Origin of the sequence: Polymorphobacter fuscus, from assembly GCF_011927825.1 — a bacterium.
GTDB lineage: Bacteria > Pseudomonadota > Alphaproteobacteria > Sphingomonadales > Sphingomonadaceae > Sandarakinorhabdus > Sandarakinorhabdus fusca.
Map to the genome: position 1 here is coordinate 17027 of NZ_JAATJI010000002.1, position 20491 is coordinate 37517.

Here is a 20491-nt window from a genome sequence, read left to right on the forward strand (position 1 = left end):
GTTTGCCGATATAGCAGGGGGCAGCGTCGCCGACGAGTCAGGCGCGGCGCCAAGTCGTCGGCCGGTCCTTGGAATCTTCAAGCACAATGCCGGCGGCGACCAGTTCGTCCCGAATGCGGTCGGATTCGGCAAAGTTCCGGGCGGCCCGCGCCGCTGTCCGGGCATCGACCTGCGCCTGGATGGCCGCGTCCACGACTTCCGAGACGGGCGCAAGACCGCCGCGGCCTTCCAGCGTCAGCGATAGTCCGAGCAAGCCGGCCGAGGCCTTGAAAGCACGCAAAGCATCCAGATCCGGCAAGCCCTTGCCGATCGCCTTCGCCATCGCGTGCAGGCGCGCCAGCGCCGCCGGCGTGTTGAGATCGTCGGCCAATGCCGCGACAAACTCCGGGTCGGGAACGCCGCCGTCGGCAGCGTCGCCGGCCAGCGCGACAAAGCCATCGAGCCGCGCCTGCGTCGCCTTCAGCAGATCCGCCGTCCACTCCAGCGGCTGCCGGTAATGCGCGCTCAGCAGCGCCAGCCGCAGCACCTCGCCGTGCCAGCCCTGCGCCAGCAGCTCGTCGACGCCGACGACATTGCCGAGCGACTTCGACATCTTGGTGTCGCCGCCCATGTTCAAAAAGCCGTTGTGCATCCAGATATTGGCCAGCGGCGCGCCGTCATGGGCGCAGGTCGATTGCGCCAGCTCGTTCTCGTGGTGCGGGAACTGCAGATCCTGCCCGCCGCCGTGTATGTCGATGGTCGTGCCGAGCGATTCCGCGATCATCGCCGAACATTCGATATGCCACCCCGGCCGCCCCGTCCCCCAGGGCGAGTCATAGCCCGGCTGGCCTTCGCCCGACGGCTTCCACAGCACGAAATCGGCCGGCGATTGCTTGTACGGCGCCACCTCGACCCGCGCCCCGGCGATCATCTCGTCGAGCGGCCGCCGCGACAGCCGGCCATAACCCGCAAATGCCGGCACATCGAACAGCACATGGCCCTGCGCCACATAGGCATGGCGCTTGGCGACCAGCGTTTCGATCATCGCCGTCATCGCGCCGATGCTCGTCGTCGCATGCGGCTGGATCGGCGGCGGGATCACCCCCAACGCCCCCATGTCGGCAAGGTAGAAGCCCTCGTACCGCTGCGTGATCGTGCCGATCTCGACGCCCTCATCCGCGGCCCTGGCGATGATCTTGTCGTCGATATCGGTGATGTTGCGGGCATAATCGATGCGGCGATCCGGATAGACATGCCGCAACAGGCGGTACAGCACGTCGAACACCACTGCCGGGCGGGCGTTGCCGATATGGGCGCGCCCATAGACCGTCGGTCCGCAGACATACATCGTCACCCGGTCGGGCTCGACCGGCGCCAGCACATCCTTCTGGCGCGTCAGCGTATTGTACAGCCTGATCGTCATCGGCGTCAGATCGGCGTCGCTGGCGTGGTCTTTTCCTGCTCGTCGAGCAGCTTGTCGAGCGCGCTGCGTTCGGCCGGCGCATAGCCGGCGCCCTTGCCGACGGGCGGAAGACCTGTCCCGGCATGCGGATCGCGCCCGGTCGCCGCCGTGTCGGGCGCCAGCCGGCGATGTTCCTCGACGAAATCGACCAGCGCCTTCGACACCATCGCCAGCGTCGGCGCGGTGCGGGCGGTGGCGATCCAGTCGGGCGACGGCTCACCCGGATCGATCGTGTCGAAGGTCAGGTTGACGACCAGGAACAGCAGCGCCGCCGCCAGCACACCCTTGGCAGCGCCAAAGCCCAGCCCCAGCACGCGGTCGATCGGCCCGATGATCGACGCCTTGGTGCCCGCACTCAATTGTCCGCCGATCAGCCGCACGGTAATAAACGCCGCAAGGAAGATCGCCACCAGCGCCAGGATCGCGCCGCCCGATTCCGTGCCGGTCAGCTTTGCTGCAAAGCCCTTGACCGGCGTGTAGAAGAACCGCACCGCGACGAACCCCGCCACCCAGGCGAGCAGCGACACGACCTCGCCGACAAAGCCGCGCGCCAGTCCGGCCAGCGCCGCCAGCACGACGATGATTCCGACGACGATATCAAAAGCGGTGAGCGCGGCCATCGCCACCCCCTAATGCAGATTTGCGTACAGGGGAATCGCCATGCGCACCCGCGTCAATCAAGATCGGGGGCCAGCCGGTCGACCAGCGCCGCCAGCGTCGGCAGCGTCTCCACGCGCAGCGCGCCGCTGGCGGTGCCCTTGGGCGCGAATGCCGATGCGAACCCCAGTTTCGCCGCTTCCTTCAACCGCAACGTCGCCAGCCCGGCGGGCCGCAACTCGCCCGACAGCGCCACTTCGCCGAACGCCACGCAATCGGCGGGCAGCGGCCGGTCGGTCAACGCCGACACCAGCGCCGCCGCCACCGCCAGGTCGGCCGCCGGGTCCTGCACCTTCAACCCGCCGGCGACGTTGAGATAGACCTCGTGCGTCCCGAACCCCAACCCGCAACGCGCCTCCAGCACCGCCAGCAGCATCGCCAGCCGCCCCGAATCCCAGCCGACCACGGCGCGGCGCGGCGTCGCGCCCGACGGCACCTTGACCACCAGCGCCTGGATTTCGCACAGCACCGGGCGCGTCCCTTCCATCGCCGGGAACACCACGGCGCCCGTCACGGCACTGTCGCGGTCGGTCAGGAACAGCGACGACGGGTTGCTGACCTCCTCCAGCCCCTCGGCGCCCATCGCGAACACGCCGATCTCGTCGGTGCCGCCGAAACGATTCTTGACCGGGCGCAGGATGCGATACTGGTGGCTGCGCTCGCCTTCGAAATAAAGCACGGTATCGACCATGTGCTCGAGCACGCGCGGCCCTGCCAGCTGGCCGTCCTTGGTGACATGGCCGACGAGGATCAGCGCGCAGCCGGTCGTCTTGGCATAGCGGATCAGCTCCTGCGCGCTCGCCCGCACCTGGCTGACCGTTCCCGGCGCACCCTCCAGCGTGTCGGAATGCATCGTCTGGATCGAATCGATGACGAGCAGGGCCGGGGGCTTGCCGCTGCCCAGCGTCGTCAGGATATCGCGCACGCTGGTTTCGCTCGCCAGCTGGACATCGGCCTTGGCAAGGCCCAGCCGCCGCGCCCGCAGCCGCACCTGGTCGGCGGCTTCCTCCCCCGACACATAGGCGACGGCATGGCCATCGCGCGCCATGCGGCCGGCGGCCTGCAGCAACAGCGTGGACTTGCCGATCCCGGGGTCACCGCCGATCAGGATGACGCTGCCCGGCACCAGCCCGCCGCTGCCCTTGGCAGGGCCTCCGACGGCCCCCCCGAGCGCCCGGTCGAGTTCACCGATGCCCGTCGACAGCCGTTCCGGCAGCACCACGTCATCGGCCAGTGACGCCATGGCGAACTTGCGCCCGCCGCCGGCGAGCGAGTGTTTGGCGGCAAACGGCGTCGCCGCGGGCGCGGCTTCGGCCTGAATGGTGTTCCAGGCCTGGCAATCGGCGCACTGCCCCTGCCAGCGGCTGCTTACCCCGCCGCACGCCTGGCAGACATAACGGGTGGCAGCACGGGCCATGAAAGCTCCACAGGAATAGAACGTAAAGGGAACAAGTAGCGGCCCGCCGCCGCCCGGTCAATCCTTGCCCGGCAACAGCAGCTGGCTGCCCTGCCGCCGCACCCCGGCGCTGATGGCATCGGCCATGAACGCCAGCATCCCCGGCAGCAGGAAACTGCACCGCACCACCGTGTCGCCGATATCGAGCGTCGCCGTCAGCCGCTGCCCCATCGCCACCAGTTCGATCACCATCCGGTCGGCGCTCGGCCATGACGTGTCGAGCGCCGCGACGCCGCCCGGAATATGCGACCCCAGGTTGCCGACATTGGCGCGCAGCCGCTCCCTGGCGACGTCGCGCCCCAGATTGTGCGGAATATCGACGATCGTGGGGGTGCCGGCCATGGCGCGATTATGCCCCAACCCCGCCGATCGGCAATGCGCTTTCCTTGCACGTCGGCAGCAGCGCCATGCCGGCGGCATCCGCCGCGGCTGTTCGCGGCGTCGATGATCTCCTAGTGTCGGCAGATCAAGGGACCGGTGTCACCGCATGCGCGAAAAGGAACTGCGCCTCGCTCTCGTCTGCTACGGCGGCGTCAGCCTCGCCATCTACATGCACGGCACCACCAAGGAAGTGTGGAAGCTCGCCCGCGCCTCGATGCGCCGGCATCAACCGCCTGGCGCCGTCCTGCCGCCGGCATCGGATACCGAGATCGTCTATGGCGCGCTGCTCGACGCGCTGGCGCCGCGGCTCGACCTGCGGGTGCTCGTCGATATCGTCGCCGGGGCTTCGGCGGGGGGCATCAACGGCATCCTGCTCGCCCAGGCGATCAGCCAGGGTAGCGACATGGAACCGCTGCGCGAACTCTGGCTCGAAGGCGCCGACAGCGACCGGCTGCTCGAACCCGAAGGCGCCGCCGAACGCTTTTCCAAGCTCTGGGCGACCCCGCTGGTGCGCTGGGCCGAACGGCGCGGCCTTGCCATGGAGGATGCCGCCGATCCGGCGACCCGCGGCGAGGTGGCGCGCAAATTGTCGCGGCTGATGCGCTCGCGCTGGTTCACCCCGCCGTTTTCGGGGTCCGGCTTTTCCGGCGTTCTCTACGATGCGCTCAAGGCGATGGAATCGGGCGAACATACCCCGCCGTTGCTGCCGCCGCTGCAACCGCTCGACCTGTTCGTGACGGTCACCGACTATCATGGCGCCGCCGAGACGTTGCGCCTCCATTCGCCGCCGGAAATCACCGAGAACGAGCATCGCCTCGTCATCGGCTTCAACGATGCCGGTCCCGGCGCCGATGGCACGCGCCATCTCGGCGATATCGCCGAACTCGCCTTTGCGGCGCGTGCGACCGCCTCCTTTCCCGGCGCCTTCCCGCCGGCACGCATCGGCGAAATCGACGCCGTGGTCGCCGATCGCAGCGCTGCCTGGCCGGGGCGGGCGGCCTTTTTGCGACGGATCTTTCCGGGCCGGACCAAGCCCGAGGCAGTGACGCTGATCGACGGCGCGGTGCTCAACAGCCGGCCGTTCGGGCCGGCGATCGAGGCGCTGTCGCAGCGGCCGTCGCATCGCGAGGTCGACCGGCGGTTCGTCTATGTCGATCCCAAGCCCGGCATGCACGGGCAGGCGCCCGACAATGGCCCGCGCGATTCGATGCTGTTGCCGGGGTTCTTTTCGACCGTGCTGCGCAGCCTTGCCGATATCCCGCGCCAGCAGCCGATCAACGACAATCTCGCCGCCATCGAGGCGCTGTCGGCGCGCGTCCGCCGGCTGCGCCATGTCGTCGACGGCATGACCCCGGCCGTCGATGCCGCCATCGAAAATGCCATCGGCTTTCGCGTCTTCATGTTCACCCCGACGCCCGAACGCCTCGCCGACTGGCGGTCGCGGACCCAGGCCGTCGCGGCGCGCGAGGCGGGGTTCGCCTATGCCGCCTATGGCCAGCTCAAGATCGCCCAGATCGTCGAATCGCTGTCGGAACGGCTTGCCGCGGTCGGCGGTGCGTCGATCGACAGCGTGCGCGCAGGCCTGTGGCGGCATGTCCATGCGCGCGGGCTCGACCGGGCGGCGCAGGGGCTGGAAAAGGCCGGCGCCGCGTCGGACTATGTCACCTTCCTGCGCAGCTTCGACCTCGAATATCGCATCCGCCGGCTGCGCTTCGTCATCCGCCGCGTCAACACCATGGCGGAAACCGCCGTCGCCCCGGCCGACCGGCACAGCCTGGAGGTGATGAAGGCCGGGCTTTACGAAATCGTCGGCCCGCATCTGCAACGCCGGCTGCCGGAATATCATCCGCCGGATGTCGTTGCCGCGGCCGCTGCCGCCGCCGCCGAGCCGGCGGCCGCCCTGGCGGCGCTGGCTGCGTCCTATGCCCTGAAGGCGCTCGACACCGCCAGCGACACGGCGCTGGTCGCATTGTTCGCGCAACTGGCGACCCGCGCCCAGCGGCGCGGCCTGCTCAGCGCCTATCTCGGCTTTGCGTTCTTCGACATCGCCATGCTGCCGCTGCTGCAGGGCGATGGCGTCGACGAGTTCGAGGAGATCAAGGTCGATCGCCTGTCACCCGACGACGCGCTGTCGCTGCGGCACCTCGGCGGCGCCCGGCTGAAGGGTGCGCAGCTCAACGCCTTCGGTGCCTTTTTCAGCCGCGCATATCGCGAGCATGACTATCTCTGGGGCCGGCTCCATGGTGCCGAACGGCTGATCGACATCGTCGCCTCGTCGCTGCCGGACGATGCCAAGCTGCCGGCCGATCGGCTGGCGGCGCTGAAGCACGACGCCTTTGCCGCGATCGTCGACACGGAACGGCGGCGGCTGACGATGATCCCCGATCTGCTGGCGGTGCTGGCAACAGCGCTCGGGCTGAAGGACGACGTCCCGCCCGAGAACGCAGGCTGAGTCTGCATCGCCGCAGTCAGGCGCCGCTTGGCGTGCCGCCGGTGACCGGCCGGCGCGCGGCGCCCTGCTGCTGGCGCAGGTACCAGGCGATGATGCCGACGCCGATTACCGTCGGCACCGCCCAGATCACCGGGTTGAAGGCGTGCTGCGGAAACAGTTCGACCAGCCCGACCGACAGGAACGCCGTATAGGCAGCGATCCCGGTCGCCACCATCGCCTTCAGATGCTCGGGAATATAATCGGTGCGGCCCGGGGCGGGGCGGAACATGTACCACAAATAGGTCAGCACCGTGCCGAAGCCGATGATCGACACGCCGATCATCAGCGGCTGGCGCAGCACCACGCCCTGCCAGGCGCAATTGACCGCCGCCGCCAGCACCAGCAACTGCAGCGCCACCATCGTCCAGTGGCGGTTGGCCGGGTGGTTGCGCTTGTTGGCGACCATCATCAGGCCATAGCGCGTCATGCTCATCGTCAGCAGCGCCAGGTACAGCATCATCCAGCCGAACAGCCCGCGATACAGCGCCGCGTCGGTCAGCCCCGGGTGCATGGCGAGCGGCCAGAACAGCGACAGCGTGCCCATGCCCAGCGCCATCCAGCCGGCGGTGCGGATGGCACCGGCGAACACATGCCCCCAGCGCCGGTGCGCGTTGCCACCCTTGGCGGTCAGCACGGCACCCCAGAATGTGACCAGCGCGACGATCCCCGCGCCGACATGGGCGGCAAGCACAAGTTCGAACAGCCAAGGCAATTGCCGCCCTCCCGAGCTGCGCGCATCTCGCCGGACCTTGTTCCAACTCGCACCCCGCTGCAAGCCTTCGATGTCGCGGCGGAACCTGCTGATCGCCCCGCCGATCACCGCCGTGCCGGGCCTTTTTTTCGGTCATACTGCATCCGCACACATTACCGGTTCGTAAAGGTGATTGACGGAGCCATGCCGGCTTGCCGTCGACGCCATCGCGATTCATCAAGGGGAAATTTTCATGAAACATCTGCTCGCTGGTCTGGCCGCGGTCGCCGCCATGGCCGCGCCTGCCCAGGCCGCGCGTCTCTACGCGGTCGACGAAACCAACAACCTCATCACCTTCGACAGCCGCGCGCCCGGCACGACCCTGTCGAGCGTCGCCCTGCAGGGTGTCACCGGCAGCTCGCTGCTCGCCATGGACTATCGCGTGTTCGATCGCACCCTTTACGCCCACACCGACGACGGCCGCATCATCACGATCAATCCCACCACCGGCGCCACCGCGACCTTCGCCAATCTCGCCGTGACCGGCACCAACTTCGCCTTCGATTTCAACCCGACCAACAACAACCTGCGCATCGTGTCGAACGACGACACCAACTATGTCTATAATTTCATGACCAATGCGCTCGTTCCTGGCGCCAACGTCGCCTATGGCCCGGGCGCGCTGATGGGCGCCAACCCCGACATCACCGCCGGCGCCTATACGTTCAACGACACCGACCCGGCGACGGGCACGACGCTGTATGTCATCGACAGCCGCAACAATGTGCTGGCAACCCAGAATGCGATGACCGGGGTGCTCACCTTGGTCGGCGACCTGGGCACCAGCGTCGGCGCGCGGACCAGCTTCGATATCGTCACGCAGGGCGGCAACAACGTCGCCTTCGCCCAGAGCGCCGACCGCTTCCTGTCGGTCGACCTCGGCACCGGCATGCTCAGCCAGATCGGCACCACCGACCGCAGCCTGTTCGCGCTGACCGCAGCCGGGGCGGTGCCCGAACCGACCAGCTGGGCGATGATGATCGCCGGTTTCGGCCTCGTCGGCGCCGCCAGCCGTCGCAACCGGCGGACCATGGTCGCCGTCAGCGCCTGACCGACACGCAAAAAAGGGGCGGCGGGTCAGCGCCGCCCCTTTCCTGCATCTGCCCGTTGCCGGCGGCAACGGGCAGACCACCGCGTCACGCCGCCGAAAGGCGCCGCGCACGAAGCCCGGTGTCGCGCCGGCGGCGCATGGCGGCGCCGCTCAGCCCGAATCCGACAATCATCATCGCCCAGCTTGCGGGCTCGGGCACCGCGGCGATCCGGATGCTGGCGCCGGGGTCGGTGTTGAAGCGGATGCCGTAAAGATTGCCGCCGGCCAGGTCGGCGATGCCATATTGAAAGCCCTGTCCGAGATCGAAACGCAGCCCGATGATGCCGCGCGAGATCGAGAACGGGATGACCGCCGGGCTGGCATAGCCGGCATAGACACCCAGGCTGTTCGGGCCGATGCTGCCACCGCGGTTGGTGAAGAACGCCGCTGGCCGTGGCGGATCGAAGAATGGCGCACCGTCGCTAAGCACCTGTACGTTGCCCGTGGTCGCGACGCCCGCAGGTTCGAAGAAGCCACCGACCACCTCGAACGTGACGCTGTTGCCGCCGCCGAAATCATAGGTGTACGGCGCCGATTCAAAGCTCTGATAGCCCGTGGCCGTGACGACCGCTGCCGAGGCAGCCCCCGCCGTTGTGGCGAGCATGAGCCCGCAAATTATCCTGACGTGCATGAAGACTGCTCCTCCGTTACCGTCCCCCCGCTGCGGTTACGGATCAGGGGACGCGTGCGACGCAGGAAGAAACACCGCCGTATCGAAGTTTCTGCGCCCTGTTCGCTGCCCGCGACGGCGGCACGACAGCCCTGCTGCCTTGCAACATCGCCGGCCTCGTGCTAGCCGCCGCCGCGTCCGGTGAGCATTTGTTCCCGACACATCAACGTCACTCTTGCCGCTGGGCCGCGCGCCCTGGGAACGTCTCTTGGAACCCAATTCCGCTATCGCTCAATCGCACGTGGCGCTCGGCCTGTCGGGTCGCTACGCCACGGCGCTGTTCGACCTCGCGGTCGAAGGCCAGGCGCTCGACGCTGTTTCGGCGAGCCTGGCGACGATCAAGGCGGCGCTTGCCGACAATGCCGACCTGCGGACCCTGACGACCAGCCCGATGGTCAGCCGCAAGGCGGCTGCCGCCGGCATCGGCGGTGTCGCGGCCAGCCTCGGCCTCGATCCGCTCACCAGCAACTTCCTCGGCGTCCTCGCCGGCAACCGCCGCCTTGCCGCGCTGCCCGCCATCATCCGCGACTTCAACGCCCTCACCGCTGCCCGGCGCGGCGAAATCAGCGCGCGCGTCACCGCCGCCCATGCGCTGACCGCCGACCAGCAGGCGGCGCTGGCGGCACGGCTCAAGGCCGGCCTCGGCCGCGACGTGGCGCTCGACATCACCATCGACCCGGCGATCCTGGGCGGGCTCATCGTCCGCGTCGGCAGCCGCATGATCGATTCATCATTGAAAACCCGGCTCGACGCGCTCGGCCAGGCACTGAAGGGCTAATCCATGGACATCAACGCCGCCGAAATTTCGCGGGTCATCAAGGACCAGATCGCCAACTTCGGCAACGACGCCGAAGTCTCCGAAGTCGGCCAGGTGCTGTCGGTGGGCGACGGCATCGCCCGCGTCCATGGGCTGGACAATGTCCAGGCCGGCGAAATGGTCGAATTCCCCGGCGGCATCAAGGGCATGGCGCTCAACCTCGAAGCCGACAATGTCGGTGTCGTCATCTTCGGCTCGGATGCGGGCATCAAGGAAGGCGACACCGTCAAGCGCACCGGCACCATCGTCGACGTGCCGGTCGGCAAGGGCCTGCTCGGCCGCGTCGTCGATGGCCTCGGCAACCCGATCGACGGCAAGGGTCCGCTGACCGACGTCAAGCGCATGCGCGTGGAGGTCAAGGCGCCCGGCATCATCCCGCGCCAGTCGGTCCATGAACCGATGCAGACCGGCCTCAAGGCCTTGGACGCGCTGGTCCCCGTCGGCCGCGGCCAGCGCGAACTGATCATCGGCGATCGCCAGACCGGCAAGTCCGCTGTCGTCATCGACACCTTCATCAACCAGAAGGCCGCCAACGCCGGCACCGACGAGGGCAAGAAGCTCTATTGCATCTATGTCGCCGTCGGCCAGAAGCGCTCGACCGTCGCGCAGATCGTCCGCGCGCTGGAGGAAAACGGCGCGATGGAATATTCGATCGTCGTCGCCGCCACCGCATCGGAGCCGGCACCGCTGCAGTTCCTCGCGCCCTATACCGGCTGCACCATGGGCGAATTCTTCCGCGACAACGGCATGCACGCCGTCATCGCCTATGACGATCTCACCAAGCAGGCGGTCGCCTATCGCCAGATGTCGCTGCTGCTGCGCCGTCCGCCGGGCCGCGAAGCCTATCCGGGCGACGTCTTCTATCTCCACTCACGCCTGCTCGAGCGCGCCGCCAAGATGAACGCCGACAATGGCTCGGGCTCGCTGACCGCGCTGCCGATCATCGAAACCCAGGCCGGCGACGTCTCGGCGTACATTCCGACCAACGTCATCTCGATCACCGACGGCCAGATCTTCCTCGAAACCGAGCTGTTCTACCAGGGCGTCCGCCCGGCCATCAACGTCGGTCTGTCGGTCAGCCGCGTCGGCTCGGCCGCGCAGACCAAGGCGATGAAGAAGGTTGCCGGCACCATCAAGCTGGAACTCGCCCAATATCGTGAAATGGCGGCGTTCGCGCAGTTCGGTTCGGACCTCGACGCCTCGACCCAGCGCCTGCTCAACCGCGGCCGCCGCCTGACCGAACTCTTGAAGCAGGGCCAGTACAAGCCGATGCCGTTCGAGGAACAGGTCGTTTCCATCTTCGCCGGCGTCAACGGCTTCCTCGATGCGGTGCCGCCGACCGACGTGACGCGCTTCGAATCGTCGCTGCTGGCGCACGTCCGTGCCGAACATGGTGCCATCCTCACCGACATCCGCGACAAGAAGGACCTGAGCGCCGACACGACGGCCAAGCTCAAGGAACTGATCGGCGGCTTTGCGAAGACGTTTGCGTAGGTATTGCTGATCGTCACCCCCGCGAAGGCGGGGGTCCATCTCCCGAAACCGGGAATGATGGGACGGTCGGGAGATGGATCCCCGCCTGCGCGGGGATGACAGAAGGACAAGATGGCAAGCCTCAAAGCCCTCAAGATGCGCATCACCTCGGTGAAGTCGACGCAGAAGATCACCAAGGCGATGAAGATGGTCGCCGCGGCGAAGCTGCGCCGGGCGCAGGAAGCCGCCGAAGCCGCGCGCCCCTATTCGGAGCGGATGGCAGCGGTGATGGCCAGCCTCGGCGCCACCGTCCAGGTCGGCCCGGAATCGCCCCGGCTGCTCGCCGGCACCGGCGCCGACCAGGTCCATCTGCTTGTCATCGCCTCGTCGGAACGCGGCCTTGCCGGCGGTTTCAACACCAACATCGCGCGGCTGGCGCGCAAGAAGATGGAAGCGCTGCTCGCCCAGGGCAAGACGGTCAAGCTGCTGTTCGTCGGCAAGAAGGCGCGCGCGCCGTTCATGCGGACCCACAAGCAGCTGATCATCGGCACCATCGACCAGACCCACATCAAGAATGTCGCTTTCGCCGATGCCAAGGCGATCGCCGACGACATCACCGCGCGGTTCGACGCCGGCGAATTCGATGTCGCGCATCTGTTCTTCGCCCGCTTCCGCTCGGCGCTGGTCCAGGAGCCGACCGAACTGCAGATCATCCCGGCAGCGCTTCCGGCGGCCGCCGTGGTCGAGGCCAAGCCGAGCGACGCCGCGCCCGCCGCGGTCGAATATGAACCCGATGAGGAAGCCATCCTCGCCGAACTGCTGCCGCGCAACCTCAGCGTCCAGATCTTCCGCGCGCTGCTCGAAAATGCCGCGTCGGAACAGGGCAGCCGCATGACCGCCATGGACAATGCGACGCGCAACGCCGGCGACATGATCAACAAGCTGACCATCACCTACAACCGCACCCGCCAGGCAGCGATCACCAAGGAACTCATCGAGATCATCTCGGGGGCGGAGGCGCTGTGATCGTCCGCGCCGCCCTTCTGCTGGCGACGGCCGCGCTCGGCATCGCTGCGGCGCCGGCGCCCGGCCCGACGGCGAAGCAGTTCACCGCGCTGCGCGTCGCCAAGGGCGAAAAATGCCCGCCGATCCGCAAGCTGGCCTGCGCGCCGCTCGGCGACCCGACCGAGTTCAAGTGCAGCTGGCAGGAACAGTTCAAGGGCAAGCCCTGGACGACCAGCACCGCGCTGGTCGCCCGCGACGGCGCCGGTTGGACATGGCTCGACGACGGCCCGCGCTGCTCGTCGCTGCCGCAAAGCTGAGGGTGGATCATGGCGTATAAAACCACTGCAACCACCCGCGGCGGCCGCGACGGCCGCGCCATCCTCGACGGCGGCACGCTGGCGCTGGCGATGGCTCTGCCCAAGGACATGGGCGGCGCCGGCGACGGCCACAATCCCGAGCAGCTGTTCGCGCTCGGCTATTCGTCGTGCTTCGGTTCGGCCATCCTCGCCATCGCGCGCCAGCATGGCGTCGATGGCCAGAAGGCGCGCGTGACCGCCGAAGTCACGATCGACAAGGACGACACCAGCTTCGGCCTGTCGGTGGCGATCACAGTGTCGATTCCGGGCGAAGACCGTGCCAAGGTCGAGGAAATCGCCCACGCCGCCCACCAGATCTGCCCATATTCCAAGGCGACGCGGGGCAACATCCCCGTCACCGTCACCGTCGCCTGACCCGAAATTCCAGGAGCACACCCATGGCAACCACCCCCACCACCAACAACGTCGGCCGCGTCAGCCAGGTCATCGGCGCCGTCGTCGACGTGCATTTCGACAGCGACCTGCCGGCCATCCTGTCGGCGCTGGAAACGCGCCTCGGCGGCAACCGTCTCGTCCTCGAAGTCGCCCAGCATCTGGGGGAAAATACCGTCCGCACCATCGCCATGGACGCAACCGACGGTCTGGTCCGCGGCCAGGAAGTCGTCGATACCGGCAGCCAGATCCGCGTTCCCGTCGGCCCCGCCACGCTGGGGCGCATCCTCAACGTCATCGGTGAACCGATCGACGAAATGGGCCCGGTCAACGCCGACATCACCATGCCGATCCATGCCGAAGCGCCGCTGTTCATCGACCAGTCGACCGAAAGCGCGATTCTCGTCACCGGCATCAAGGTCATCGACCTCATCGCCCCCTATGCCAAGGGCGGCAAGATCGGCCTGTTCGGCGGCGCCGGCGTCGGCAAGACCGTGCTCATCCAGGAACTGATCAACAACATCGCCAAGGGCCATGGCGGCACCAGCGTCTTCGCCGGCGTCGGCGAACGCACCCGCGAAGGCAATGATCTCTACCACGAATTCCTCGAAGCCGGCGTCATCGCCAAGGACGAGAACGGCAACGCCACCTCGACCGGTTCCAAGGTCGCGCTGGTGTTCGGCCAGATGAACGAGCCGCCGGGCGCCCGCGCCCGCGTCGCCCTGTCGGGCCTGACCAACGCCGAATATTTCCGCGATGTCGAAGGCCAGGACGTGCTGTTCTTCGTCGACAACATCTTCCGCTTCACCCAGGCCGGCTCGGAAGTGTCGGCACTGCTCGGCCGCATTCCGTCGGCCGTGGGCTATCAGCCGACGCTCGCTACCGACATGGGCCAGCTGCAGGAACGCATCACCTCGACCAACAAGGGCTCGATCACGTCCGTCCAGGCGATCTACGTCCCGGCAGACGATCTCACCGACCCGGCGCCGGCCACGTCCTTCGCGCATCTTGACGCGACGACGACGCTCAGCCGCTCGATCGCCGAGCTCGGCATCTATCCGGCCGTCGATCCGCTCGATTCGACCAGCCGCGTCCTCGAACCGCGCACCGTCGGCGAAGAACATTACGCCGTCGCCCGCTCGGTTCAGGAAGTGCTGCAGAAGTACAAGTCGCTGCAGGACATCATCGCCATTCTCGGCATGGACGAGCTGTCGGAAGAGGACAAGCTGGTCGTCTCCCGCGCCCGCAAGATCCAGCGCTTCCTGTCGCAGCCCTTCCACGTCGCCGAAATCTTCACCGGCACCCCGGGCGTGTTCGTCAAGGTCGAAGACACGATCAAGGGCTTCAAGGCCATCGTCGCCGGTGAATACGACCACCTGCCCGAAGCCGCCTTCTACCTCGTCGGCACGATCGAGGACGCCGTCGCCAAGGCGCAGCGCCTCGCCGCCGAAGCCGCGTAAGAAAGACCGACCATGGCCGACCTTCTCACCTTCGAACTCGTCTCCCCCGAACGGCTGCTGTCGTCGGGCAAGGTCGCCATGGTCGTCGTTCCCGGAACCGAGGGCGATTTCGGCGTCCTGCCCGGCCACGCGCCGCTGATGAGCACCATCCGCCCCGGCGCCATCGCCATCTACGAGGCCGACAGCGACACGCTGACCCGCCGCATCTTCGTCGACGGCGGCTTTGCCGAAGTCAGCGAGCGCGGCCTGACCATCCTTGCCGAAAGCGCCACGCCCGTCGGCGACATCGACCCGGCGCAGGTCGCGACCGACCTCGCCGCTGCCCGTTCGGCGGGCAACGACAAGGCCGTCGCCCGCCTCGAAGCCATGCAGGCCGCCGTCGTCAACTGACGGCGCGCCGGGCTCAAACCAGGCTCAACGCCTCGGTCAGCATGAACACCGGCGCTTCGGCGCGCTCGCCGAATTCGTCCTGTACCGCCTGCATCGCCTCGCTGGCTGCGTCCTTGTCGTATCCCTCCATGTCGGGCACGTCGATCACCTGGACATAGGCATAGGGCGGCGCGCCATCGGCGCGCATCAACCCTGTCGTGCGATACAGCTGGAATTCCTCGATCGACGGCTGCGCGCGCACCACCGGCAGGTTGCGGGCCTTGGCCCAATCCTCGAAATCGGCGGCATCGATGCCCGGCTTCAGGTTGAACAGCGCGATGATCCGCATGATGGTTCCTTTTCCAGTGTCGGGTGGGGCCAGTGCCCGCAACCCATGCCCGTAACAACGCCGCCGCCGCCCATGCGCTCCCTTGCCGCCCTGAAGATCGATGGTTTCGCACCATGGCAAAAGCTTCTAACAGGGTCGGGGGCCAGTTTTTTCGCCACGGAGCCAAGACCGACCATGCGTGCAACGATGCTCCTGATGCTGGCGCTCACGTCGACGCCGTCCTGGTCGCAGGCCCCGGCGCCCGCCCAGCAGCGCGCGACCACCGAGATCATCACCGCACCCGAAGCCACCACCACCCCCGCCGGCGCGCCGTCGATGCTCAAGCCTTCGCCCGAAACCGCGGGGGACGGCACCGCGCCGCGCCAGCGCCTCGTCACCGTGTTCGGCACCGAACCCTGCCCCAAGCCGACGTCGGCCGACGAGATCGTGGTCTGCGCGCGCCTGCCCGATTCGGAAATCTACCGCATTCCCGAACGGCTGCGCATGGCGGAAAAGCGCGTCAGCCCGTTCCAGACCAACCGCAACCTGCTGCTGGGGGATGGCACCGGCGGCGCCGGCGGCTCGATCGGCAGCTGTTCGGTGGTCGGTGCCGGCGGCATGATCGGCTGCGACCGCCGCCAGATCGATGCCTGGGCGCAGGATCGCGCCAACCGCATGGGCACCGACGAAGAAACCCCGCGCTGATGGGCTGCTGAGCGATGCACTTCGACCTCGCCGACGAGCATCGCATGCTCAAGGAACTGGTCGAACGCTTCGTCCGCGACGAACTGCTGCCGCTCGAAACCGCCGTCATGGCGCGCGAGGCGGCGGGCGACGACCCGGCGCTCCCCGCCGCCGACCGGGCCCGGCTTGATGCCCGGTCGAAGGCGCTCGGCCTGTGGAGCCTCGACGCGCCCGAGGCAGAGGGCGGCGCCGGCCTGCCCCATGTCGCCCTCGTCGGCGTCAACGAGGCGCTGGGCAGCACCATCGCCACCTATGTCCTGCCCCCCGATTCGCCCAACCTGCGCATGCTCGCCGCCACCGTCGACGATCGCCAGCGTGCCGCCTATCTGGCGCCCTATGCGCGCGGCGAAACCATCTCCGCCATCGGCATTTCGGAACCCGGCGCCGGCGCCGACCCCGCCGGCATGACGACGCGGGCGGTGCGCGACGGCGATGCCAAGGATGCGGACTGGATCATCAACGGCCGCAAGATCTGGATCACCCGCGCTGCCGAGGCCGATTTCACCATCCTCATGGCCCTCACGGATCCGGCAAAAAAGGCCCGCGGCGGCATGTCGGCTTTCCTCGTCGACCGCGATACGCCGGGCTTCCACGTGCTGCGCCGCATCCCGATGATCGGCGGCGAATATACCTATGAAGTCGTGCTGGAGGATTGCCGCGTGCCGGCGTGGAAGCTGCTCGGGCAGGAGGGGCAGGGGTTCGGCCCGATGCAGCTGCGCCTCGGCACCCGCCGCATGGAAATGGCGGCCTGGTGCATCGGCGCTGCTAGCCGCGCGCTCGACATGATGCGCGAATACGCGCCGCAGCGCAGCACCTTCGGCATGCGCCTGTCCGAACGCCAGACGGTGCAATGGTGGGTCGCCGACGGCGCTACCAAAATCCACGCGGCGCGGCTGATGGCCTATGATTGCGCGTGGAAGCTCGACCAGGGCCGCGATGTCCGCGGCGAAATCTCGATGCTCAAGGTCTTTGCCACCGAAATGGCGCAAGCCGTCATCGACACCGCCATGCAATGCTTCGGCGCCATGGGCATGACGCGCGAAATGCCGCTCCACCTCCTCGCCGGCCGGGTGCGCAACATGCGCATCTACGACGGCCCGTCGGAGGTCCACCGCATGGTCATCGCGCGCAACCTGATGAACACGCGCCCCTGACCCCTCTCCCGCTCGCGGGAGAGGGCGAGAGACGGCGAAGCCGGCCCGGGGTGAGGGTGGGCGTGCAAGACCCTCACCCGCGCCGCGCTGGCGGCTACAACAGCGCCTTCGCCGTCCAATAGGTCACCCCCGCCGCGACATAGGCCGCCGCGAACAGATAGGTGAACATGAACGTCGGCCAGGCCCAGCCGCCGGTTTCCCGCCGCGTCACCGCCAGCGTGGAAATGCACTGCGGCGCGAACACGAACCACGCCAGGAACGCCAGCGCCGTCGGCAATTCCCATTGCCCGCGCAGCTTTTCGATCAGGCCCTCGCTATGGTCGGCGTCGGTGCCCTGCAGCGAATAGACGGTGCCCAGCGCCGACACCGCGACCTCGCGCGCCGCCATGCCCGGCACCAGCGCCAGCGCGATTTCCTTGTTGAAGCCGATCGGCGCGAACAGCGGCTCCAGCGCCAGCCCGATGCGCCCGGCATAGCTGTATTCGATCGCCGGGCGGTCCCAGTCCGCCGGCGGCTTGGGCCAGGTCGCCAGCGCCCACAGCGCGATCGTCGAGACAAGGATGATGCCGCCGGCGCGCGCCACGAACGCCATCGCGCGCTGGTACAGGCCGATGCCGATGTCGCGCGGCGCAGGCCATTGATATTTGGGCATTTCCATCAGGAAGGTCGGGCTCGGCCCCTTCGTCACCGTGTGGCGCAGCGCCCAGGCCGCCACCAGCGCGCCGACGACGCCGGCGACATACAGTGCGAACAAGACCAGGCCCTGAAGCCCGAAGATGCCGACCTGCCGCGCCGGAATGAAAGCGCCGATGACGACGGCATAGACCGGCAGCCGCGCCGAACAGGTCATCAGCGGCGCGATCAGGATCGTCGTCAGCCGGTCCTTGGGCGAATCGATCGTCCGCGCCGCCATGATGCCGGGAATGGCGCAGGCAAAGGAGGAGATCAGCGGAATGAACGCCCGGCCGTTCAGCCCGACGCTCGCCATCAGCTTGTCCATCAGAAAGGCGGCACGAACCATGTATCCCGATTGCTCGAGGCACAGGATGAAGAAGAACAGGATGAGGATCTGCGGCAGGAACACCACCACCGCGCCGACACCGCCCAGCACGCCATCGACGATCAGCGACCGCAGCAGGCCATCGGGCAGTGCGGCCGTCGTCGCCGACTGGCCGGCCATGACCAGCGATTCGATCCATTGCATCGGCGCTTCGGCCCAGGCGAACACCCCCTGGAACATCGCGAACAACAGCCCGGCGAGCAGGAGCGGCCCCCACAGCGGGTGCAGCGCGACGGCATCGATCCGCGCCGACCAGCGCCGCTGCGCGCCCTGCGCCAGCGTCACCGTATCGGCGATCACCCGCGCCTCGCGCTGCAACAGCCTGATGTCGGCGCCGCTGCTCGCCGCCGGTGCCGCGGGGGTACCGCGCAGCGTCGCGGCAATCGCCTCGCCCAGCGTCTCGAGCCCGCGCCGGCGCACCGCCACCGTCGCCACCACCGGCACGCCCAGGATGACCGCCAGCTGGTCGGCGTCGATCCGCGTGCCGTCACGTTCGGCGAGGTCGACCATGTTGAGCGCCACGATCATCGGCAGGCCGAGCCGGCGCAGTTCGAGCACGAAGCGCAGGTGGTTGCGCAAATTGGTGGCATCGATCACCGCGACAATGGCGTCGATGCGCTTTTCGCCGGGCAGCGTGCCCATCACGACATCGCGTGTCACCGCTTCGTCGGGGGACCGCGGCGTCAGGCTGTAGGTGCCGGGCAGGTCGATCAGTTCGGCATTGCGGCCGTCGGGCAACGCCAGCCGCCCGGCCTTGCGCTCCACCGTGACGCCGGGATAATTGCCGACCTTCTGCCGGCTGCCGGTCAGAGCATTGAAAAGGCTCGTCTTCCCGGCGTTGGGATTGCCGACGAGGGCAACGACGGGGTTGGCCAGCGGCGCGTTCACCGCGCGGCCACGGCAGCGGTCTCGATTTCGATCAGCCGCGCCATCGATCGCCGCAGCGCCACGACCATGTTGCCGACGCGCACCGCCAGTGGATCACCGCCGAACGGCGCCCGGTGCAGCAGTTCGATGTCGACGCCTTCGTCGAAGCCCAGTTCGTGCAGCCGCCGCGCCGTATCGGGGTCGATGCCGCCGCGGTCGATGGCCGTGATCGTCGCCGCCGTCAGCACCGACAGATCTTCGAGCAGGAGGGGGGTTGCCATTATTGCGAACGGTTATCACGGCTCCGGCGGCAATGCTACCCTCTGCCGCCAGGGGCGGCGCGACAACAGCCGACGCTGGACCCGACGCTGGCCGGCCCGGGTGCGGGTGGCTCTCGCCGGGCCGTGCGTTTTGCGCCCGAGCGCGGGAACGGCTTACACCGCCGGGTAGCGCAGCCGGCCCAGGAACCGCGCCGGGTTGGGCCAGTCCTTGAAGCTGTTGGTCACCCGCGCCTTGGTCTTTTCAAAGGCCATGATGCCGTCGATGCGCCGGTCGATGAAGCCCCAGGTCGCGCCATGGCCGTCGCTGTCGTCGTCGAGCCAGTAGAGCAGGGTGGCGGAATAGACCGACCCCAGGATCGCCCGCTTCGAATAATAGTTGAAATCGGTCGCGGTATCGCCGGCGGCGCGCCACATCGCGTCGGTCGTCCGCCACAGCGTCCGCGCCGCCAGCCCGGCATGGGCGGGGTTGGCGAGCAGCGTCAGCGCCCGGCGGACGGCCTCGCGGTCCTCGTCGGCCTGTTCCAGCCGGGTGCGCAGCGCCAGCCGGATCCGGTCGCGAATCTTCATGCCGCCGGGGCCGGCAGCGGCGATGGCGCCGGTCATCACCTCGGTCATCATCGCATCGGCGCGCGCCGTGAAGGCATCGACCATCGCCGCTGCATCGGGCAGCGCCATGGCAGCGATGTCGCGGTCGATGCCTTCCGAATCGGCGGCGGCATCGCGCGCCAGCGCCGTCCAGCCATCGAAGGGCACATTGGGCAGCATCGCGCCCACCAGGCGAGGACGCAGGTCGGCGAGGGGGATATCTTCGATCATCTTGGCAGCATAGCCACTTCGTCGCTGCGTCTCCAGCGCCGCGATTGCCGCGCCAACGGCTTCATCGCCGGGGGCGGGCCGGCTTCGCTTGTCTTGTAGGCGATGCTCTGTTATGCGCCGCGCTTCGCTCGGGCAGGCCTGCTTGCCGGATTTGATTCGTATTTTGACAAGCATCGACGCTGTGCCAGCCTCGATGACGTGAATGGAGAGAACGGCTGCATGCAAATCGTGGTTCGCGACAACAATGTCGATCAGGCGCTGCGCGCGCTCAAGAAGAAGCTGCAGCGCGAGGGCGTCTACCGCGAAATGAAGCTGCGCCGTCATTATGAAAAGCCGAGCGAGAAGCGCGCCCGTGAAAAGGCCGCCGCCATCCGCCGCGCCCGCAAGCTGGAGCGCAAGCGCGCCGAGCGCGACGGCACAAAGTAAGTCCT

At 67.9% G+C, this 20491-nt stretch carries 22 protein-coding genes; 12 read left to right on the top strand and 10 right to left on the bottom strand.

Annotated features, from left to right (window positions below):
* Window positions 1-37: 37 nt before the first annotated feature.
* Genes cysS through GGQ62_RS13345 form a run of 4 tightly spaced genes read right to left on the bottom strand, consistent with a single transcriptional unit; the run spans window position 38 to window position 3896 of the window.
* Window positions 38-1402 carry a cysteine--tRNA ligase gene (cysS, locus tag GGQ62_RS13330; RefSeq protein WP_152578227.1) on the bottom strand — a complete coding sequence of 455 codons (1365 nt, stop codon included), beginning with the start codon at window positions 1400-1402 and terminating at the stop codon, window positions 38-40.
* 5 nt (window positions 1403-1407) lie between these two features.
* Window positions 1408-2061: a CvpA family protein gene (locus GGQ62_RS13335; RefSeq protein WP_152578226.1), complete on the bottom strand. Its 654-nt coding sequence runs from the start codon at window positions 2059-2061 to the stop codon at window positions 1408-1410.
* Window positions 2062-2114: 53 nt separating this feature from the next.
* Window positions 2115-3515, bottom strand: a complete 1401-nt coding sequence (gene radA, locus GGQ62_RS13340; RefSeq protein WP_152578225.1) for a DNA repair protein RadA — start codon at window positions 3513-3515, stop codon at window positions 2115-2117.
* Between the two features lie 57 nt (window positions 3516-3572).
* Complete coding sequence (locus tag GGQ62_RS13345; RefSeq protein WP_152578224.1) at window positions 3573-3896, bottom strand: polyhydroxyalkanoic acid system family protein; 324 nt, start codon at window positions 3894-3896, stop codon at window positions 3573-3575.
* Window positions 3897-4041: 145 nt separating this feature from the next.
* On the opposite strand from GGQ62_RS13345, the gene GGQ62_RS13350 reads away from it, so the two are divergent.
* Window positions 4042-6387, top strand: coding sequence for a patatin-like protein (locus GGQ62_RS13350; RefSeq protein WP_152578223.1), 2346 nt, complete (start codon window positions 4042-4044; stop codon window positions 6385-6387).
* 16 nt (window positions 6388-6403) lie between these two features.
* Here GGQ62_RS13350 and GGQ62_RS13355 read toward each other — a convergent pair whose 3' ends face one another.
* Window positions 6404-7138 carry a hypothetical protein gene (locus GGQ62_RS13355; protein WP_152578222.1) on the bottom strand — a complete coding sequence of 245 codons (735 nt, stop codon included), beginning with the start codon at window positions 7136-7138 and terminating at the stop codon, window positions 6404-6406.
* A gap of 232 nt (window positions 7139-7370) precedes the next feature.
* Between GGQ62_RS13355 and GGQ62_RS16460 the strand changes: the two genes are divergently transcribed.
* The gene (locus GGQ62_RS16460; protein ID WP_152578299.1) at window positions 7371-8228 is read left to right on the top strand and encodes a DUF4394 domain-containing protein; all 858 of its coding nucleotides are present in this window, start codon (window positions 7371-7373) and stop codon (window positions 8226-8228) included.
* An 85-nt stretch (window positions 8229-8313) separates the two neighbouring features.
* Here GGQ62_RS16460 and GGQ62_RS16465 read toward each other — a convergent pair whose 3' ends face one another.
* Window positions 8314-8871, bottom strand: a complete 558-nt coding sequence (locus GGQ62_RS16465) for a PEPxxWA-CTERM sorting domain-containing protein (RefSeq protein WP_243446177.1) — start codon at window positions 8869-8871, stop codon at window positions 8314-8316.
* 307 nt (window positions 8872-9178) lie between these two features.
* On the opposite strand from GGQ62_RS16465, the gene GGQ62_RS13370 reads away from it, so the two are divergent.
* From GGQ62_RS13370 to GGQ62_RS13400, 7 genes are all read left to right on the top strand, one after another.
* The gene (locus GGQ62_RS13370) at window positions 9179-9715 is read left to right on the top strand and encodes a F0F1 ATP synthase subunit delta (protein ID WP_152578221.1); all 537 of its coding nucleotides are present in this window, start codon (window positions 9179-9181) and stop codon (window positions 9713-9715) included.
* A gap of 3 nt (window positions 9716-9718) precedes the next feature.
* Window positions 9719-11248, top strand: a complete 1530-nt coding sequence (gene atpA, locus GGQ62_RS13375) for a F0F1 ATP synthase subunit alpha (protein WP_152578220.1) — start codon at window positions 9719-9721, stop codon at window positions 11246-11248.
* Window positions 11249-11359: 111 nt separating this feature from the next.
* A complete protein-coding gene (locus tag GGQ62_RS13380; protein WP_152578219.1) occupies window positions 11360-12253 on the top strand; it encodes a F0F1 ATP synthase subunit gamma in 894 nt (297 codons plus the stop codon).
* On the top strand, window positions 12250-12549 hold the full coding sequence (locus GGQ62_RS13385) for a hypothetical protein (protein ID WP_152578218.1): 300 nt from the start codon (window positions 12250-12252) through the stop codon (window positions 12547-12549). The genes GGQ62_RS13380 and GGQ62_RS13385 overlap by 4 nt, the downstream gene beginning before the upstream one ends.
* Window positions 12550-12558: 9 nt before the next feature.
* Window positions 12559-12963: an organic hydroperoxide resistance protein gene (locus GGQ62_RS13390; protein WP_152578217.1), complete on the top strand. Its 405-nt coding sequence runs from the start codon at window positions 12559-12561 to the stop codon at window positions 12961-12963.
* 23 nt (window positions 12964-12986) lie between these two features.
* Window positions 12987-14441 carry a F0F1 ATP synthase subunit beta gene (atpD, locus tag GGQ62_RS13395; RefSeq protein WP_152578216.1) on the top strand — a complete coding sequence of 485 codons (1455 nt, stop codon included), beginning with the start codon at window positions 12987-12989 and terminating at the stop codon, window positions 14439-14441.
* Between the two features lie 12 nt (window positions 14442-14453).
* Window positions 14454-14831 carry a F0F1 ATP synthase subunit epsilon gene (locus tag GGQ62_RS13400; RefSeq protein WP_152578215.1) on the top strand — a complete coding sequence of 126 codons (378 nt, stop codon included), beginning with the start codon at window positions 14454-14456 and terminating at the stop codon, window positions 14829-14831.
* Window positions 14832-14844: 13 nt separating this feature from the next.
* Here GGQ62_RS13400 and GGQ62_RS13405 read toward each other — a convergent pair whose 3' ends face one another.
* Complete coding sequence (locus GGQ62_RS13405) at window positions 14845-15159, bottom strand: REDY-like protein HapK (RefSeq protein ID WP_152578214.1); 315 nt, start codon at window positions 15157-15159, stop codon at window positions 14845-14847.
* A gap of 186 nt (window positions 15160-15345) precedes the next feature.
* On the opposite strand from GGQ62_RS13405, the gene GGQ62_RS13410 reads away from it, so the two are divergent.
* Together GGQ62_RS13410 and GGQ62_RS13415 are read left to right on the top strand one after the other, a co-directional pair.
* Window positions 15346-15843, top strand: a complete 498-nt coding sequence (locus GGQ62_RS13410; protein WP_152578213.1) for a hypothetical protein — start codon at window positions 15346-15348, stop codon at window positions 15841-15843.
* A 14-nt stretch (window positions 15844-15857) separates the two neighbouring features.
* The gene (locus GGQ62_RS13415; RefSeq protein ID WP_152578212.1) at window positions 15858-17036 is read left to right on the top strand and encodes an acyl-CoA dehydrogenase family protein; all 1179 of its coding nucleotides are present in this window, start codon (window positions 15858-15860) and stop codon (window positions 17034-17036) included.
* Window positions 17037-17130: 94 nt separating this feature from the next.
* Here the strand turns inward: GGQ62_RS13415 and feoB are convergent, their stop codons facing one another.
* The 3 genes from feoB to GGQ62_RS13430 all read right to left on the bottom strand — a co-directional run bounded on the left by feoB (window position 17131) and on the right by GGQ62_RS13430 (window position 20060).
* Complete coding sequence (gene feoB / locus GGQ62_RS13420) at window positions 17131-18984, bottom strand: ferrous iron transporter B (protein ID WP_243446669.1); 1854 nt, start codon at window positions 18982-18984, stop codon at window positions 17131-17133.
* Entirely contained in the window at window positions 18981-19244 is a 264-nt protein-coding gene (locus tag GGQ62_RS13425; protein WP_152578211.1) for a FeoA family protein, read from the bottom strand. Before GGQ62_RS13425 ends, feoB begins: the two co-directional genes overlap by 4 nt.
* Window positions 19245-19397: 153 nt before the next feature.
* Window positions 19398-20060, bottom strand: a complete 663-nt coding sequence (locus tag GGQ62_RS13430; RefSeq protein ID WP_167649679.1) for a COQ9 family protein — start codon at window positions 20058-20060, stop codon at window positions 19398-19400.
* A gap of 219 nt (window positions 20061-20279) precedes the next feature.
* On the opposite strand from GGQ62_RS13430, the gene rpsU reads away from it, so the two are divergent.
* Window positions 20280-20486 (top strand): 30S ribosomal protein S21, encoded by a 207-nt coding sequence (gene rpsU / locus GGQ62_RS13435; protein WP_152578209.1) that lies wholly within the window; start codon window positions 20280-20282, stop codon window positions 20484-20486.
* The last annotated feature ends 5 nt before the right edge of the window (window positions 20487-20491 follow it).

What these genes read in the sequence shown, in the direction of transcription:
- GGQ62_RS13350 (WP_152578223.1), top strand. Translation starts at nt 4,042, where the DNA reads ATGCGCGAAAAGGAACTGCGCCTCGCTCTCGTCTGCTACGGCGGCGTC.
- GGQ62_RS13345 (WP_152578224.1), bottom strand. Translation starts at nt 3,896, where the DNA reads ATGGCCGGCACCCCCACGATCGTCGATATTCCGCACAATCTGGGGCGC.
- rpsU (WP_152578209.1), top strand. Translation starts at nt 20,280, where the DNA reads ATGCAAATCGTGGTTCGCGACAACAATGTCGATCAGGCGCTGCGCGCG.
- GGQ62_RS13380 (WP_152578219.1), top strand. Translation starts at nt 11,360, where the DNA reads ATGGCAAGCCTCAAAGCCCTCAAGATGCGCATCACCTCGGTGAAGTCG.
- atpA (WP_152578220.1), top strand. Translation starts at nt 9,719, where the DNA reads ATGGACATCAACGCCGCCGAAATTTCGCGGGTCATCAAGGACCAGATC.
- GGQ62_RS13405 (WP_152578214.1), bottom strand. Translation starts at nt 15,159, where the DNA reads ATGCGGATCATCGCGCTGTTCAACCTGAAGCCGGGCATCGATGCCGCC.
- atpD (WP_152578216.1), top strand. Translation starts at nt 12,987, where the DNA reads ATGGCAACCACCCCCACCACCAACAACGTCGGCCGCGTCAGCCAGGTC.
- cysS (WP_152578227.1), bottom strand. Translation starts at nt 1,402, where the DNA reads ATGACGATCAGGCTGTACAATACGCTGACGCGCCAGAAGGATGTGCTG.
- GGQ62_RS13390 (WP_152578217.1), top strand. Translation starts at nt 12,559, where the DNA reads ATGGCGTATAAAACCACTGCAACCACCCGCGGCGGCCGCGACGGCCGC.
- GGQ62_RS13400 (WP_152578215.1), top strand. Translation starts at nt 14,454, where the DNA reads ATGGCCGACCTTCTCACCTTCGAACTCGTCTCCCCCGAACGGCTGCTG.
- GGQ62_RS13410 (WP_152578213.1), top strand. Translation starts at nt 15,346, where the DNA reads ATGCTCCTGATGCTGGCGCTCACGTCGACGCCGTCCTGGTCGCAGGCC.
- GGQ62_RS16465 (WP_243446177.1), bottom strand. Translation starts at nt 8,871, where the DNA reads ATGCTCGCCACAACGGCGGGGGCTGCCTCGGCAGCGGTCGTCACGGCC.
- GGQ62_RS13415 (WP_152578212.1), top strand. Translation starts at nt 15,858, where the DNA reads ATGCACTTCGACCTCGCCGACGAGCATCGCATGCTCAAGGAACTGGTC.
- GGQ62_RS13335 (WP_152578226.1), bottom strand. Translation starts at nt 2,061, where the DNA reads ATGGCCGCGCTCACCGCTTTTGATATCGTCGTCGGAATCATCGTCGTG.
- GGQ62_RS16460 (WP_152578299.1), top strand. Translation starts at nt 7,371, where the DNA reads ATGAAACATCTGCTCGCTGGTCTGGCCGCGGTCGCCGCCATGGCCGCG.
- radA (WP_152578225.1), bottom strand. Translation starts at nt 3,515, where the DNA reads ATGGCCCGTGCTGCCACCCGTTATGTCTGCCAGGCGTGCGGCGGGGTA.
- GGQ62_RS13430 (WP_167649679.1), bottom strand. Translation starts at nt 20,060, where the DNA reads ATGATCGAAGATATCCCCCTCGCCGACCTGCGTCCTCGCCTGGTGGGC.
- GGQ62_RS13425 (WP_152578211.1), bottom strand. Translation starts at nt 19,244, where the DNA reads ATGGCAACCCCCCTCCTGCTCGAAGATCTGTCGGTGCTGACGGCGGCG.